Source organism: Paraburkholderia phenazinium, assembly GCF_900141745.1.
Classification (GTDB): domain Bacteria; phylum Pseudomonadota; class Gammaproteobacteria; order Burkholderiales; family Burkholderiaceae; genus Paraburkholderia; species Paraburkholderia phenazinium_B.
The window spans coordinates 254615-271160 of the sequence record NZ_FSRM01000002.1; the positions used below are offsets into that span (position 1 = coordinate 254615).

Genomic DNA, 16546 nt, shown 5'->3' on the forward strand with positions numbered 1-16546 from the left:
ATGTGCTCCTTCTGTGGCTAATCGTGAAAGTAGCCGAGCTATTCCCGACACGCAACCCTTACCAAAACGTCTCAATATATGGGTGAAACACTAGAAACGGAGCCAATTGCCGCCGGCCAACACTCGTTAACCCTGGACGCGGTGTACCCGACATGGTGACACTCGCCGAAGTCGCGCAGCGCGCGCAGGTCACGGCGGCCACGGTATCGAACGTGTTACGCAATCCTCAGAAAGTAAAGCCGACCACCGTCGAACGTGTCATGGCGGCCGTGCGCGAACTCGGTTACCGCCCCAACCTCACGGCGCGCGCTTTGGCCGAGGGACGCACGTCCACGCTGGCGTTGATGCTGTCGAATATCTCGAACCCGTTTTATCCGGAGTTCGTGCTGGAAGCTGAAACCGCGGCGCGCCGGCGTGGCTATTTTTTGCTGGTGTGCAACACGGATGACAACCCTGCCATCGCACGCGCGTACCTCGACAAGATCGCCGGCACGCTCGCTGCCGGCGTGATAGTGATGAACACCGATGTCAGCGCTGGCGAACTCGCTGAGATCGCTCAGCGTGGCTCCCCGCTCGTGCTGTGCATGTGGGAAAACGTTCAGGCAAGTCGTACGCTGCCTTGCGTCACTGTCGATCACATCCATGCCGGCGGCCTCGCTGCTGCACATCTTTACGAACTTGGTCATCGCAAGATCGGCGCGCTGCTCGGGGAAGGTTCCGGCGGCCCGCAATCGACACGGCTTCATGGGTTTGTCGACGCATTAGCTGCGCGAGGCGTCGCCGCCGATGCGGTGCAGGTTCGTTCGTGCAAGGACTCGATCGAGGCCGGCTACGAAGCTGCCCGTGCACTGCTAGGTGAGCAGCCCAAACTAACTGCGTTGTTTGCGACCAACGACCTGATGGCGATCGGTGCGATCCAGGCGGCGACGGACATCGGCAAACGCGTGCCTCAAGATCTGTCTGTGATCGGACTGACCAACATCCACCTTGCGCATCAGTTCCGGCCTGCGCTCACCACGGTGGGATTTCCGACCGCTGCGATTGCATCGATTGCGGTCGCGTTGACGATCGATCGTATCGAAGGTGTCAAAGCCAAACGCGATGCATACAAGGTGCCGCTCTCGGAACTGGTGATTCGCGAGACGACCGCGCCGGCGCCTAAGGCTTCGCGTCGGAGGTGACCGAATGCAAAACGGCCCCTATTGCAGGGGCCGTTCTATCTGTACAACGTGCGGTGTGTGCTTAGCGCGACATCATGTTCATGCTGACGTTATGCATGATCCACAACGAACCGACAATCAGAATGACGGCGGTCAGCACCGTAAAACCAAACGCCATCACGTTCCAGCGCTGTGACGACGAAGTGTTCATATGCAGGAAGAACACCAGGTGCACGATGATCTGCACGAACGCCAGTCCGGCGATTGCCAGCACTGCGCTATGGCCGGTCAACGAACCGGTCATGATGATGCCGAACGCCGCAGCGGTCAGCAGGACGGACAGGATGAAGCCGGCCGTATAACTGCCGAAACTGCCATGGCTTTCACCCGAGTGAGCGGTATGGGCGTGGTCCATTTAAATCACACTCGTAAGGTAGACAAAGGTAAAGACACCGATCCAGACGATGTCCAGAAAGTGCCAGAAGAGGCTCAGGCACGTCAGGCGCGTCAGTTCGCGCTCGGTCAGTTCAGGACTGCGGATCACCTGCACGCTCAGGACGATCATCCACAGCAGGCCACAGGTCACGTGCAAACCGTGCGTGCCGACCAGCGTGAAGAACGACGACCAGAACGCGCTACGGTCCGGACCTGCGCCCATCGCGATCAGGTGCGAGAACTCGCGCAGTTCAAGCACGAGGAACGATGCACCGAGCAGGAACGTCACCGCGAGCCAGCCGAGCAGCACACCCTTCTTGCCCTGGTGTGCGCCGATCATCGCGAAGCCGTAGGTAATCGAGCTCAGCAGCAGCGCGGCCGTTTCCAGTGCAACGCCGGGAATTTCGAACAGATCCTTGCCACTCGGGCCACCCGCGAACTGGTGGCTCATCACCGCAAACACGGCGAACAGCGAGGCAAAGATGATGCAGTCGGTCATCAGATACAGCCAGAAACCGAACACCGATTGCGATGGCACGTGGTCCGCGTCGTGGACCTCGTGCGCCAGATGAGTCTTCGTCAACATTAATCCACCTCTGCCAGTTCAAGCGCTTCACCAGCGCCACTACGACGTTCTTCGATCGCCTGAACCGTGCTGGCAGGGATGTAGTAGCCGTTGTCATTACTGAAGCTGCGACCGATCACCGTGCCGATCGCGCCCACCAGGCCAATGATCGCCAGCCACCAGATGTGCCAGATCGCTGCGAAGCCGAGCACCAGGCTGAACGCGGCAATGAAGAAACCTGCGCTCGTGTTCGACGGCATGTGAATGTCGCGGTACACCGGCTTGGTCTTCTCGGTCTTCGCGCGTTGCTTCATGTCGGTGAACGCATCCAGCTCATGCACCGTCGGCACGATAGCGAAGTTGTAGACCGGCGGCGGCGACGTGGTCGACCATTCCAGCGTACGGCCATCCCACGGATCGCCCGAAACGTCGCGGTTCTCCGGCAGGTTGCGGTCGCGAATGCTGACGAAGATCTGCAGCAGTTGCAGGCCGATACCGATTGCGATCAGCACAGCACCCACTTCGGCCAGCAGCAGCCACGGATGCCATTGCGGGTTGTCGTAGTGATTCAGACGGCGCGTCATGCCCATGAAGCCCAGCACGTACAGCGGCAGGAAAGCGATCCAGAAACCGATTTGCCAGAACCAGAAGGAGGCCTTGCCGAGCTTCTGGTTCAGCTTGAAGCCGAATGCCTTCGGGAACCAGTAGTTGAAGCCAGCCAGATAGCCGAACAGCACACCACCGATGATCACGTTGTGGAAGTGAGCGATCAGGAACAGGCTGTTGTGCAGCACGAAGTCCGCACCCGGGATCGCCATCATCACGCCGGTCATACCGCCGATCGTGAAGGTGACCATAAAGCCGAGCGTCCACAATACGGGCGTCGAGAACTCGAGGCGGCCCTTGTAGATCGTGAACAGCCAGTTGAAAACCTTCACGCCAGTCGGAATCGCAATGATCATGGTCGCGATGCCGAAGAAGGCATTCACGTCCGCGCCCGAACCCATCGTAAAGAAGTGGTGCAGCCACACGAGGAACGACAGCACCATGATCGCGCAGGTCGCGTAGACCATGGTCTTGTAGCCGAACAGCGGCTTCTTCGCGTACGTCGCAATGACTTCGGAGAAGATACCGAACGCGGGCAGGATCAGGATGTAGACCTCCGGATGGCCCCACGCCCAGATCAGGTTCAGATACAGCATGGCGTTGCCGCCGCCTTCATTCGTGAAGAAGTGCATGCCGAGGTAACGGTCGAGGCCGAGCAGCGCCAGGGTAACCGTCAGAATCGGGAACGCAGCCATGATCAGCACGTTCGTGCACAGCGCGGTCCACGTGAACACCGGCATCTTCATGAACGTCATGCCAGGCGCGCGCATCTTGACGATCGTGACGAAGAAGTTGATACCCGTGAGCAAGGTGCCGATACCCGAGAGCTGCAAGCTCCAGATGTAATAGTCGACGCCGACGCCCGGGCTGAATTGCAGCTCCGACAGCGGCGGATACGCCAGCCAGCCCGTCTGTGCAAATTCACCGATCACAAGCGAGATGTTGATCAGGATGGCGCTGACTGCCGTCATCCAGAACGACAGCGAGTTCAGGAACGGGTACGCCACATCGCGTGCGCCGATCTGCAGCGGCACGATCAGGTTCATCAGACCCACCATGAACACCATCGCCATGAAGAAAATCATGATGACGCCGTGCGCGGAGAAGATCTGGTCGTAGTGATGCGGCGGCAGATAGCCAGGGTTGTGATACGCGATCGCCAGTTGCGTGCGCATCATGATTGCGTCGGCGAAGCCGCGCAGCAGCATGATCATCGCCACGACGATGTACATCACGCCGAGTTTCTTGTGGTCGACCGACGTGAGCCACTCGGTCCACAGGTAGCGCCACTTGCCGAAATATGTCACGGCGCCGAGCACCGTAACCGCGCCGATGCCCATCAGGGCCGCGGCGAACATGATGATCGGCTCGTGGTACGGAATCGAGTCGAGGGTTAATTTACCGAACATGCGTTACCCCTTGGCCTTGCAGTTGCTGTCGTCTTTCATATCCATGACGTTGCCGTTGTTATAGCGGGCAATGATGTTGTGAAAGAGCTTTGGATCGACCGACGAGAAGTAGGTGACCGGCGCTTTCTCGCCCGGCTGCGATACGACGTTGTAGCGGTTCATGTCGAGGCGGTCCGACGATGCGCGCACCTTGGCAACCCATGCGTTGAATTCTTCCGGGGACGAGGCGATCGCGCGGAACTTCATGTCCGAGAAGCCCTTGCCGCTGAAGTTCGCCGACTCGCCGGCGTAGTCGCCTGGCTCATCCGCGATCAGATGCAGCTTCGTCTGCATGCCTGCCATTGCGTAGATCTGGCCGCCGAGTTGCGGGATGAAGAACGAGTTCATCACCGAGTCCGACGTGATATTGAAGTTGACCGGCGTGCCCACGGGAAGCGCGAGCTGGTTGACCGACGCGATGCCCAGATCGGGGTAGATGAACAGCCACTTCCAGTCGAGTGCGACTACTTCGACGTTGATCGGCTTCACGCTCGATTCAAGCGGACGGTACGGATCGAGCTCGTGCGTGCTCTTCCACGTCAGTACGCCGAGGAACAGGATGATCAGCGTCGGAATCGTCCAGATCGCGATCTCGATGCCCGTGGAATGCGACCAGGTGGGTCGGTATTCGGCGCTCTTGTTCGACGCGCGATAGCGCCAGGCGAACAGCAGCGTCATGGCAATGACCGGAATCACGACGATGAGCATGGCCCATGTCGACGTCGCGATCAGGTTACGCTCCGCGATTCCCACACTGCCCTTGGAATTCAGCAGATCGAGATTGCTACAGCCCGAGAGCAGCGCAACCAGGCCAATGGCGACTGTGCTCATCGCCCCCCGTAGAGTTTTTTCTTTCATATCGATTGCCTGCTCTTTACGACTGTGACGAACAACATCCGACCGCTCTCCATTAGTAAGCGGTCGCATAGTAAAGCCGTGCTATCTCGTTATAAACAGCGATTTTTGCAACGATCTGTTGCGAGCGTGAAGTGTGTGACACGTTGCCGCACAATCCTGCGCACATGATCGGTGCTTGCCGTACATCAAGAGATAAAACAACTGCTTCAGCTATGGACCGCGAGCAAGTAACGACCGCACATCTGCGCGATCGCACGCGCTTCAGGTAGCGCGTCGTATCGTTTTAGCGGCACGACGCAGCTACACAATCAATGCATTCAACCCGGCGCGTGTGTTGCGTTTACCGCAGCGCGTGCTTGCAAATGCTCTGCGTTCTCGACAGCAGCGGACTCGACCGGTTGTGCCGGACGATTGGTCTGCGCGAGCAGGCTGGTCGACGTCGGGTTGATTGCATCCGTGAACGGCTTCGGATAGATGCCGATCGCGAGTACCAGTACTGCCATTGCGCCGAGCAGGACGAACTCGCGCTTGCCGAGGTCGGTCAGCTTCGCGACGCGTGCATTGGCGATTGCGCCGAAGATCACGCGCTTGTACATCCACAGTGTGTAGGCGGCGCTCAGGATCACCGTCAGTGCAGCAATTGCGCCGATCCAGAAGTTGAAGCCGATCGCGCCCATCAACACCATGAACTCGCCGACGAAACCTGCCGTGCCCGGCAAGCCGACGTTGGCCATCGAGAACAGCATCACGAAGACAGCGAACTTCGGCATGGTGTTAGCGACGCCACCGTAGGCGTCGATCGAGCCGCTTTGCGTGCGGTCGTACAACATGCCCGTGCACAGCAGCATGGCGCCGGAGACCACGCCGTACGAGATCATTTGCATGATCGCGCCTTCCTGGCCAAGCGGATTGAAGATGAACAGGCCCAGCGTAACGAGACCCATGTGAGCGATCGACGAGTAGGCGAGCAGTTTGCGGATATCGGTTTGCACGAGCGCGAGCAGGCTCGAGTAGATCACGGCGACCAGCGACAGCGTGATCATTGCCGGCGCGAAGAAGTGGCTGGCTTGCGGGGTGATCGGCAAGGCGAAGCGCAGCAGACCGTAGCCGCCGATCTTCAGCATGCCGAGCATCACGGCGGCGCCGGTTGGGCCGTCGAGGTGGACATCAGGCAGCCAGGTGTGCACCGGCCACATGGGCACCTTCACCGAGAAGGCGGCGAGGAAGCCGAGGAAAATCAGCGCTTGCGGCACGAAGTCCAGATGCGCGTTGCGCCAGACTTCGAGGTCGAAGCTGTGGGTCTGCGCGAACAGATAGAGCATCGAGATCAGCATCATCAGCGAGCCGATCAGCGAGAAGAAGAAGAACTTGACCGCGGCGTACGAGCGGTTCTTGTTGCCCCACGTACCGATCAGCAGGTACAGCGGAATCAGCGTCGCTTCAAAGAAGATGAAGAACAGCATGCCGTCCAGCGAACTGAACACGCCCTGCATGAAGCCCGACAACATGAGGAACGAGCCGAAGTATTGCGCGCTGCGCACCGTGATGGATTGCCAGCCCGCCACCACGATCACGACCGTCGTCAGTGCAGTCAATACGATCAGCCACAACGAGATCCCGTCTACGCCCAGGTGCCACGCAATGTCGAACGACGGCAGCCACTTCACGTTCTCCACGAACTGCATTGACGGCAACCCGTTCGTGAAGCCTGCGACCAGCGGGATAGCAGGCACGAGGCCGGCAAGTGCACCGATGAGCGCGAGCCAACGAGCCCGGCCAGGCGAACCCGAACCCACTCGCAGAACGATGATGCCCGCCACAATGGGGACCCAGATCAGAAGGCTTAGAAGCGGTGCGGATTGCATTTATTCTTTAAAGACTGAAGCAGGAAAACGTCCGAATCAAAACCGTCAAACTGAAAGCATTGAAATTTATATTACATTTCGACTTCATTTGACGGGTACAACGCTTGATTCGGGGGCCAGGTCAATGTGTCCGAATGACGCACGGGCATCAAGGGTTAACGAGCATAACCTGAAATTAAGATTTTTGCAGCGCCGCAAACAAGTGTTAAGTAATTAGTGCAGTAGTCGGTAGACTCTATTGTAGACTTCGGTGTTGCGTGCATAACCCTAAATGTGCGTTTGCACAAATTTTGGACGTGATCCGTGGAAGAGCGTCCTGTTTTGGTGCACGGCGAAAGCGGTTTGAATGGTTTGGTAAGGCTGGAAGCTGGCGTGGCGGAAGGCTAGTTATTCATTACAAACAGAAAGAAAACTGTTTTCGATATTCAGAAAGCTTACAGAAACGTTTATCAGCTTATTCGTCAATCCTGGTTCTTTGTTGATGCGTTTGCACGGAAGCTTTCGGAACTCAGATGATGGACGTTGCTGTTGATGGCGTTTCCGTAAACGCAGAAACCCCACCTTTGCGGGGTGGGGTTTCTGATGCTGCTAGGGAGCCTGACGATTACCTACTTTCACACGGGTAATCCGCACTATCATCGGCGTGGAGTCGTTTCACGGTCCTGTTCGGGATGGGAAGGGGTGGTACCGACACGCTATGGTCATCAGGCATGACTTGTTGCTGCACTGCTCATGGAGCAGTACGGCCAATCGGGAAGAAGTAGTTTCTGGTGATGCTCACCAGCGGGAGCGTTCTGGGGTTGTGTTGTTTCTGGCACAACATCGATCACTCAACCGTGCGTTCTGCTACCCCCGTCTGGGGGTTCACACGCATCCCCTTCGGGGATCGGACCCGGGTAGGCGCTAAAGCGCCAACCCGGGTCGAGACACACCTGTTATAGGATCAAGCCTTACGGGCAATTAGTATCAGTTAGCTTAACGCATTACTGCGCTTCCACACCTGACCTATCAACGTCCTGGTCTTGAACGACCCTTCAAGGGGCTCGAAGCCCCGGGGATATCTCATCTTAAGGCGAGTTTCCCGCTTAGATGCTTTCAGCGGTTATCTCTTCCGAACATAGCTACCCGGCGATGCCACTGGCGTGACAACCGGTACACCAGAGGTTCGTCCACTCCGGTCCTCTCGTACTAGGAGCAGCCCCCTTCAAATATCCAGCGCCCACGGCAGATAGGGACCAAACTGTCTCACGACGTTTTAAACCCAGCTCACGTACCTCTTTAAATGGCGAACAGCCATACCCTTGGGACCGGCTACAGCCCCAGGATGAGATGAGCCGACATCGAGGTGCCAAACACCGCCGTCGATATGAACTCTTGGGCGGTATCAGCCTGTTATCCCCAGAGTACCTTTTATCCGTTGAGCGATGGCCCTTCCATACAGAACCACCGGATCACTATGACCTGCTTTCGCACCTGCTCGACTTGTCGGTCTCGCAGTTAAGCACGCTTATGCCATTGCACTATCAGCACGATTTCCGACCGTACCTAGCGTACCTTCGTACTCCTCCGTTACACTTTGGGAGGAGACCGCCCCAGTCAAACTGCCTACCATGCACTGTCCCCGACCCGGATAACGGGTCAAGGTTAGAACCTCAAACAGACCAGGGTGGTATTTCAAGGTTGGCTCCACGCAGACTGGCGTCCACGCTTCACAGCCTCCCACCTATCCTACACAGACCGGTTCAAAGTCCAATGCAAAGCTACAGTAAAGGTTCATGGGGTCTTTCCGTCTAGCCGCGGGGAGATTGCATCATCACAAACACTTCAACTTCGCTGAGTCTCGGGAGGAGACAGTGTGGCCATCGTTACGCCATTCGTGCAGGTCGGAACTTACCCGACAAGGAATTTCGCTACCTTAGGACCGTTATAGTTACGGCCGCCGTTTACCGGGACTTCAATCAAGAGCTTGCACCCCATCATTTAATCTTCCGGCACCGGGCAGGCGTCACACCCTATACGTCCACTTTCGTGTTTGCAGAGTGCTGTGTTTTTATTAAACAGTCGCAGCCACCAGTTTATTGCAACCCCTTCACCCTTTGCCCGCAGGGGCATCAAGCTACAGGGGCGTACCTTATCCCGAAGTTACGGTACCAATTTGCCGAGTTCCTTCTCCCGAGTTCTCTCAAGCGCCTTAGAATACTCATCTCGCCCACCTGTGTCGGTTTGCGGTACGGTCTTGTTAGACTGAAGCTTAGAGGCTTTTCCTGGAACCACTTCCGATTGCTTCTTCACCGAAGTGAATGGCCTCGCACCCTTGAATTCCGCGCCCGGATTTGCCAAAGCGCCTTCTCCAATGCAAGGACCGGGACTTCCAACACCCGGACAACCTTCCGCGATCCGTCCCCCCATCGCATCTAACAATGGTGCAGGAATATTAACCTGCTTCCCATCAGCTACGCATTTCTGCCTCGCCTTAGGGGCCGACTCACCCTACGCCGATGAACGTTGCGTAGGAAACCTTGGGCTTACGGCGAGGGGGCCTTTCACCCCCTTTATCGCTACTCATGTCAGCATTCGCACTTCCGATACCTCCAGCACACTTTTCAATGCACCTTCGCAGGCTTACGGAACGCTCTCCTACCATGCATATAAATATGCATCCGCAGCTTCGGTATATTGCTTAGCCCCGTTACATCTTCCGCGCAGGACGACTCGATCAGTGAGCTATTACGCTTTCTTTAAAGGATGGCTGCTTCTAAGCCAACCTCCTGACTGTTTTAGCCTTCCCACTTCGTTTCCCACTTAGCAATATTTGGGGACCTTAGCTGGCGGTCTGGGTTGTTTCCCTCTTGACACCGGACGTTAGCACCCGATGTCTGTCTCCCGTGATTGCACTCTTCGGTATTCGGAGTTTGCTATGGCGAAGTAATCCGCAATGGACCCTTCAACCATGACAGTGCTCTACCCCCGAAGGTGATACACGAGGCACTACCTAAATAGTTTTCGGAGAGAACCAGCTATTTCCAGGTTTGTTTAGCCTTTCACCCCTATCCACAGCTCATCCCCTAACTTTTCAACGTTAGTGGGTTCGGACCTCCAGTACGTGTTACCGCACCTTCATCCTGGCCATGGATAGATCACCTGGTTTCGGGTCTACACCCAGCGACTGAATCGCCCTGTTCGGACTCGCTTTCGCTACGCCTGCCCTAATCGGTTAAGCTTGCCACTGAATGTAAGTCGCTGACCCATTATACAAAAGGTACGCCGTCACCCTCTTTCAAAGGCTCCGACTGTTTGTATGCATGCGGTTTCAGGATCTGTTTCACTCCCCTCCCGGGGTTCTTTTCGCCTTTCCCTCACGGTACTGGTTCACTATCGGTCGATCACGAGTATTTAGCCTTGGAGGATGGTCCCCCCATCTTCAGACAGGATTTCACGTGTCCCGCCCTACTTGTCGTACACCTAGTTCTTCCTCGCTGTTTTCGTCTACAGGGCTATCACCTGCTATGGCGGCACTTTCCAGAGCCTTCGACTAACAATGAAGATAAAGAGTACAGGCTGGTCCCATTTCGCTCGCCACTACTCTGGGAATCTCGGTTGATTTCTTTTCCTGCGGCTACTTAGATGTTTCAGTTCGCCGCGTTCGCTTCGCACAGCCTATGTATTCAGCTGCGGATACTCCATACGGAGTGGGTTTCCCCATTCGGACATCTACGGATCAAAGCTCGTTTGCCAGCTCCCCGTAGCTTTTCGCAGGCTACCGCGTCCTTCATCGCCTGTGATCGCCAAGGCATCCACCACATGCACTTGTTCGCTTGACCCTATAACGGGTGTGTCTCATGTGTCACCCACTGGGAATGACACGCTTGCCACACACGCTACAGGTTGAGTATTCGTGTTGCGCCGTATTCCAAAGCAATCTTTCGATCACTTAAAAATACATTGATACAATCACAACCCTGATTCACCTACTCAATCACCCATCTCTAAGTGATCTTTCGTGAATCTCTTTACTACTTCTTCCTGATTGTTAAAGAACGACAGCCGATATCGCAATCTCTGATTGCGTATCACTCTGACTGGCTCAATCGCCAATGCATAACGCCCGGTTCACCGAACCAGACTTTCTGCATTGAAGATTGGTGGAGGATGACGGGATCGAACCGACGACCCCCTGCTTGCAAAGCAGGTGCTCTCCCAGCTGAGCTAATCCCCCAGTCATGCACAGACAACACAGATTACCTCTACCTGTATCTCATACCCCGGGGTCTACCGGTCAGCGCAGCCACCGCAGAAACAGTGGTGGGTCTGGATGGATTCGAACCATCGACCCCCGCCTTATCAAGACGGTGCTCTAACCGACTGAGCTACAGACCCCTGAGTCTGTCTGCGTATCTGTCTTCAGTTTCACAGCCGATAAGCGTGAGCGCTCAACGTTTGACACGTTTTAGCTCGAGAAAGGAGGTGATCCAGCCGCACCTTCCGATACGGCTACCTTGTTACGACTTCACCCCAGTCATGAATCCTACCGTGGTGACCGTCCTCCTTGCGGTTAGACTAGCCACTTCTGGTAAAACCCACTCCCATGGTGTGACGGGCGGTGTGTACAAGACCCGGGAACGTATTCACCGCGGCATGCTGATCCGCGATTACTAGCGATTCCAGCTTCACGCACTCGAGTTGCAGAGTGCGATCCGGACTACGATCGGTTTTCTGGGATTGGCTCCCCCTCGCGGGTTGGCGACCCTCTGTTCCGACCATTGTATGACGTGTGAAGCCCTACCCATAAGGGCCATGAGGACTTGACGTCATCCCCACCTTCCTCCGGTTTGTCACCGGCAGTCTCCCTAGAGTGCTCTTGCGTAGCAACTAGGGACAAGGGTTGCGCTCGTTGCGGGACTTAACCCAACATCTCACGACACGAGCTGACGACAGCCATGCAGCACCTGTGTATCGGTTCTCTTTCGAGCACCCCCACCTTTCAGCAGGGTTCCGACCATGTCAAGGGTAGGTAAGGTTTTTCGCGTTGCATCGAATTAATCCACATCATCCACCGCTTGTGCGGGTCCCCGTCAATTCCTTTGAGTTTTAATCTTGCGACCGTACTCCCCAGGCGGTCAACTTCACGCGTTAGCTACGTTACCAAGTCAATGAAGACCCGACAACTAGTTGACATCGTTTAGGGCGTGGACTACCAGGGTATCTAATCCTGTTTGCTCCCCACGCTTTCGTGCATGAGCGTCAGTATTGGCCCAGGGGGCTGCCTTCGCCATCGGTATTCCTCCACATCTCTACGCATTTCACTGCTACACGTGGAATTCTACCCCCCTCTGCCATACTCTAGCCCGCCAGTCACAAATGCAGTTCCCAGGTTAAGCCCGGGGATTTCACATCTGTCTTAGCGGACCGCCTGCGCACGCTTTACGCCCAGTAATTCCGATTAACGCTTGCACCCTACGTATTACCGCGGCTGCTGGCACGTAGTTAGCCGGTGCTTATTCTTCCGGTACCGTCATCCCCTCAGGGTATTAGCCCAAAGGATTTCTTTCCGGACAAAAGTGCTTTACAACCCGAAGGCCTTCTTCACACACGCGGCATTGCTGGATCAGGGTTGCCCCCATTGTCCAAAATTCCCCACTGCTGCCTCCCGTAGGAGTCTGGGCCGTGTCTCAGTCCCAGTGTGGCTGGTCGTCCTCTCAGACCAGCTACAGATCGTCGCCTTGGTAGGCCTTTACCCCACCAACTAGCTAATCTGCCATCGGCCGCCCCTGTAGCGAGAGGTCCTAAGATCCCCCCCTTTCCTCCGTAGAGCGTATGCGGTATTAATCCGGCTTTCGCCGGGCTATCCCCCACTACAGGACACGTTCCGATGTATTACTCACCCGTTCGCCACTCGCCACCAGGATTGCTCCCGTGCTGCCGTTCGACTTGCATGTGTAAGGCATGCCGCCAGCGTTCAATCTGAGCCAGGATCAAACTCTTCAGTTCAATTCCTGTTACTGTTTTCTATTCTTCCGAATAGGTCGCTCACTCAACGTACTGACGAATTGTTCAATCATCTTGCGATGAAAAAACCTTCCTTTCATTACTGTGTGAGACTTGATACTTTCGCTTTCGCGGCAAACCCCGAAAGGTCCACCGCCGCGTCGCCATCAAGCGCCCACACTTATCGGCTGTTAATTTTTAAAGAACTCTCGCTCAGAAGCTCTGCTTTCTTCGCGTCCGTCATCAAACGGGAGGCGAATTATGCGATGCGGTTCCGGGGCCGTCAACCCCATCCACGAAAAAAGTTTGCGAGCACATCGAAGTCAACGTTCATGACCTCCGCTGCGCTGATGAAGACGACGATCGCGCATGTATTGCGCCCCACGTCGCAAGCGCGCAGCGCGTTCCTCCCGTATCTCGCAACAACATCTTGTTTGCCGCGAGGTCGCCCCTACATATGGAGGGCAACGCAAGGAACGTCGTCACGCGCGGGGATTCGTCATCATGGTGATCTGCCCCCCCAGGGCACACACCACTTGACCATTTTCAACATATATCTCACGAAAGAGAGGAGTTCGCCCTCTAGTTCGTATATAATCGTTGGCCGCGCGAATTTCGCGCGTCTCTATGGGCCCGCTTCGAGCGGGCCAATCTTTTCGCTCTTTGCGAGCATAGACAAACCAGCCGCATGTATCACTCAGGTGATGTTGCGGCCTAGCCGAAACGCCTGAGCGACGCGTCTTGCGCCTCATAGCGAAGCCTTCGAGGAGAAGACATTGAACCCTTTCGATCGGGATGATTCCGGAGACAACGCCGGATACTCAATCAAGGCCCCTGCCGGACGAACCGCCAAAGGCAAGGGCGCGGGTAAAGCGATCCCGGTTGCTGCCGAAACGTCGCAGCAAGTCGAAGAACAGCAACGCCAGATGCGCGCCCTGATCCAGCTGGGCAAGGAGCGCGGCTACCTGACGCACGCGCAGATCAACGACCACCTGCCCGACAACTTCGCGCAAACCGCGGCGATGGAAACCATCGTCGCCACCTTCAACGACATGGGTGTGGCCGTCTACGAGACCGCACCCGACGCTGAAGCGCTGCTGCTGAACGCCAACTCGCCGGTGGTCACGGACGACCAGGCCGACGAAGAAGCTGAAGTCGCGCTGTCGACGGTGGACTCCGAGTTTGGCCGCACCACCGACCCCGTGCGTATGTATATGCGCGAAATGGGTGCAACGGAACTGCTGACCCGCGCCGGCGAAATCGCCATTGCCAAGCGTATCGAAGATGGCCTGCATGAGATGGTGCAGGCGATCGCCGCGTGCCCGTCGGCGGTGTCGGCCATTCTGGCCAGCGCGGATCAGGTCGCGGCCGGTGAGTTGCGCATCGACGAGCTCGTCGACGGTCTGAACGAAAACATCAACGCCGAAGAAGTGGCGGATGACAGCGTCGAAGCCGCAGCGGATCTCGACACCGACTCAGCAGACAGCGACGAAGCCGACGGCGACGACGACATCGCCGCAGACTCGAGCGCGGTAGACGAAGCACGTCTGAAGAAGCTGACGGCCGACTGCCTCGAGATCTTCGACCGCGTGCGTACCCGTTTCGACGAAGTGGGCACGCTCCACGAGAAAGAGGGTAGTTCCTCGGAAGCGCATCTGCGCGCGCGCCAGGACATCCAGCAGGAACTCGCGGCGCTGCGCTTCACGGCGCGCACGATCGACCGCCTCTGCGGCGACGTGCACCATCAGGTCACGCAGGTCCGTGCGATCGAGCGGCGCGTGCAGCAAATCGTGCTCGAAAAGAGCGGAATGCCGCGCGAGCTGTTCATCGATTCGTTCCCCGGTCACGAAACCGATCTGGGCTGGACGATGCGCATGGCCGCCAAGTCGAAGGAATTCGGTGCCGCACTCGAGCGTAATCTGCCGGCCATTCAGGCCGAACAGCAGAAGCTGATCGCCATCGAAGCCGCCGTCGCCCTGCCGCTGAAGCAACTGAAGGACATCAACCGGAAGATGGTTGCTGCCGAATCGAAGATGCGCAAGGCGAAAGGCGAGATGATCGAGGCGAATCTGCGTCTCGTGATTTCGATCGCGAAGAAGTACGTCAACCGCGGCATGCAGTTCCTGGATCTGATTCAGGAAGGCAACATCGGGCTGATGAAGGCCGTGGACAAGTTCGAATATCGCCGTGGCTGGAAATTCTCCACGTACGCCACGTGGTGGGTGCGTCAGGCTGTGACGCGTTCGCTGGCCGATCAGGCTCGCACGATTCGCGTGCCGGTGCACATGATCGAGACGATCAACAAGCTGAACCGCATCTCGCGCGAGATTCTGCAACAGACCGGCCAGGAAGCGCATCCTTCCGTGCTGGCTGCGCGGATGGATCTGTCGGAAGAAAAGGTCCGCAGCATCCTGAAGATTGCCCGTCAGCCGGTTTCGATGGAAACGCCGATGGGCGAAGACGGCGATGCAACGCTGGGCGACATGATCGAAGATTCCTCGGCCACGTCGCCGGCGGAAGCAGCGGTGCAGGCCGACTTGCGGATCGCGATCGACGACGCGCTTGATTCGCTCTCGCCGCGTGAGGCGAAGGTGCTGCGCATGCGCTACGGTATCGACACGAAGTCGGACCATACGCTGGAAGAGGTCGGCAAGCAGTTCGACGTCACGCGCGAACGGATCCGCCAGATCGAAAGCAAGGCGATGCGCAAGCTGATGCATCCTAGCCGCGCGGATCGACTGAAATCGTTCCTCGACCGGTAAATCGGCAAGTTTAAAAAGGGCTCTGGTTGTTGAAACCAGAGCCCTTTTTCTATGCACTCGGCAGATCGATCAAAGAGACGGGTGCGCAAATCCGCTCCTCGGTCCGTCATGGAGAATTCTCCACGGCAGTGCGCTTACGTGAATCGCCCGAGTACGGCTCGGAAGCATCTTGCATATCGAGGACTACGCGATACCCCACCCGCGGCATCGTAACGAGGCGCAAGCCCCATGCGGACTCCACTATCCTGCGCCGTAACGCCGACACGAGGCGCTGCAGTGAAACGCCATCTGCCTCCGCATCGCCGAACACGTAACCGATCAGTTCATCGCGCTGCACGACGCTGCCGGCATTGCGCAGCAGGCATTCCATCAACAGGTACTCGCGCCGCGTCAAAGGCAATTCAGTGCCATCCGCGCCGATCAGGCTGCGCTTGGTGCGAGAAAGCACCGGACCGCCAGCCAAAGACGACGATGATGCGACCGGTACAAGCATGTCCGCATCCACTTGTGCACCATCACGCCAAAGGGCATGCAATCGCGCCTCCAGTTCAGCGTACTCATAGTCCCCAGTAAAACACGCGTCTGCGCCCGCATACAACGCCTCAATCCGCGCATCCTGATTGCCTGGCGCATCGATGATCACCAGCACGGTATGGACCGGCCGCGCCACCATCGCGCGTGCTGCGTCCGTAGCTTCTCCCGCGCAGAGCACGATCGCCGCATCAATATGCTCGACTGCCACCAGATAAGCCGCATCGACAACGCGTTCCACGCTCGAAACACTGTGATTCGCTTCGATCAGCGCGGCGGCCAGATACTCGGCACGTGCCCCGCTTCCCACACACAAGATGCGCATGACATC

8 protein-coding genes, 2 tRNA genes and 3 rRNA genes are annotated in these 16546 nt (G+C 57.0%); 2 read left to right on the forward strand and 11 right to left on the reverse strand.

The window, feature by feature from the left end:
• Positions 1–152 precede the first annotated feature (152 nt).
• On the forward strand, positions 153–1181 hold the full coding sequence (locus tag BUS06_RS21255) for a LacI family DNA-binding transcriptional regulator (protein WP_074266420.1): 1029 nt from the start codon (positions 153–155) through the stop codon (positions 1179–1181).
• Positions 1182–1242: 61 nt separating this feature from the next.
• On the opposite strand, the gene cyoD is transcribed toward BUS06_RS21255, so the two are convergent.
• The 10 genes from cyoD to BUS06_RS21305 form a co-directional block, all read right to left on the reverse strand.
• Positions 1243–1575, reverse strand: coding sequence for a cytochrome o ubiquinol oxidase subunit IV (gene cyoD / locus BUS06_RS21260; protein ID WP_074266421.1), 333 nt, complete (start codon positions 1573–1575; stop codon positions 1243–1245).
• Complete coding sequence (gene cyoC / locus BUS06_RS21265) at positions 1576–2181, reverse strand: cytochrome o ubiquinol oxidase subunit III (protein WP_074266422.1); 606 nt, start codon at positions 2179–2181, stop codon at positions 1576–1578.
• The gene (gene cyoB / locus BUS06_RS21270) at positions 2181–4175 is read right to left on the reverse strand and encodes a cytochrome o ubiquinol oxidase subunit I (protein WP_074266423.1); all 1995 of its coding nucleotides are present in this window, start codon (positions 4173–4175) and stop codon (positions 2181–2183) included. The genes cyoC and cyoB overlap by 1 nt, the downstream gene beginning before the upstream one ends.
• Before the next feature lie 3 nt (positions 4176–4178).
• Positions 4179–5072: a ubiquinol oxidase subunit II gene (cyoA, locus tag BUS06_RS21275; RefSeq protein WP_074266424.1), complete on the reverse strand. Its 894-nt coding sequence runs from the start codon at positions 5070–5072 to the stop codon at positions 4179–4181.
• 317 nt (positions 5073–5389) lie between these two features.
• The gene (locus BUS06_RS21280) at positions 5390–6937 is read right to left on the reverse strand and encodes a complex I subunit 4 family protein (RefSeq protein WP_074266425.1); all 1548 of its coding nucleotides are present in this window, start codon (positions 6935–6937) and stop codon (positions 5390–5392) included.
• Between the two features lie 595 nt (positions 6938–7532).
• Positions 7533–7646, reverse strand: a 5S ribosomal RNA gene (rrf, locus tag BUS06_RS21285).
• Positions 7647–7876: 230 nt separating this feature from the next.
• A 23S ribosomal RNA gene (locus BUS06_RS21290) occupies positions 7877–10758 on the reverse strand.
• A 319-nt stretch (positions 10759–11077) separates the two neighbouring features.
• A tRNA-Ala gene (locus BUS06_RS21295) sits at positions 11078–11153 on the reverse strand.
• An 84-nt stretch (positions 11154–11237) separates the two neighbouring features.
• Positions 11238–11314, reverse strand: a tRNA-Ile gene (locus tag BUS06_RS21300).
• A gap of 80 nt (positions 11315–11394) precedes the next feature.
• A 16S ribosomal RNA gene (locus BUS06_RS21305) occupies positions 11395–12925 on the reverse strand.
• The 16S, 23S and 5S rRNA genes sit together here with 2 tRNA genes alongside, the layout of an rRNA operon.
• Before the next feature lie 773 nt (positions 12926–13698).
• Between BUS06_RS21305 and rpoD the strand changes: the two genes are divergently transcribed.
• Complete coding sequence (rpoD, locus tag BUS06_RS21310; RefSeq protein WP_074266426.1) at positions 13699–15684, forward strand: RNA polymerase sigma factor RpoD; 1986 nt, start codon at positions 13699–13701, stop codon at positions 15682–15684.
• Between the two features lie 106 nt (positions 15685–15790).
• On the opposite strand, the gene BUS06_RS21315 is transcribed toward rpoD, so the two are convergent.
• Entirely contained in the window at positions 15791–16540 is a 750-nt protein-coding gene (locus tag BUS06_RS21315) for a response regulator transcription factor (protein ID WP_074266427.1), read from the reverse strand.
• Positions 16541–16546: the final 6 nt, after the last annotated feature.

What these genes read in the sequence shown, in the direction of transcription:
- BUS06_RS21255 (WP_074266420.1), top strand. Translation starts at nt 153, where the DNA reads ATGGTGACACTCGCCGAAGTCGCGCAGCGCGCGCAGGTCACGGCGGCC.
- cyoD (WP_074266421.1), bottom strand. Translation starts at nt 1,575, where the DNA reads ATGGACCACGCCCATACCGCTCACTCGGGTGAAAGCCATGGCAGTTTC.
- cyoC (WP_074266422.1), bottom strand. Translation starts at nt 2,181, where the DNA reads ATGTTGACGAAGACTCATCTGGCGCACGAGGTCCACGACGCGGACCAC.
- cyoB (WP_074266423.1), bottom strand. Translation starts at nt 4,175, where the DNA reads ATGTTCGGTAAATTAACCCTCGACTCGATTCCGTACCACGAGCCGATC.
- cyoA (WP_074266424.1), bottom strand. Translation starts at nt 5,072, where the DNA reads ATGAAAGAAAAAACTCTACGGGGGGCGATGAGCACAGTCGCCATTGGC.
- BUS06_RS21280 (WP_074266425.1), bottom strand. Translation starts at nt 6,937, where the DNA reads ATGCAATCCGCACCGCTTCTAAGCCTTCTGATCTGGGTCCCCATTGTG.
- BUS06_RS21315 (WP_074266427.1), bottom strand. Translation starts at nt 16,540, where the DNA reads ATGCGCATCTTGTGTGTGGGAAGCGGGGCACGTGCCGAGTATCTGGCC.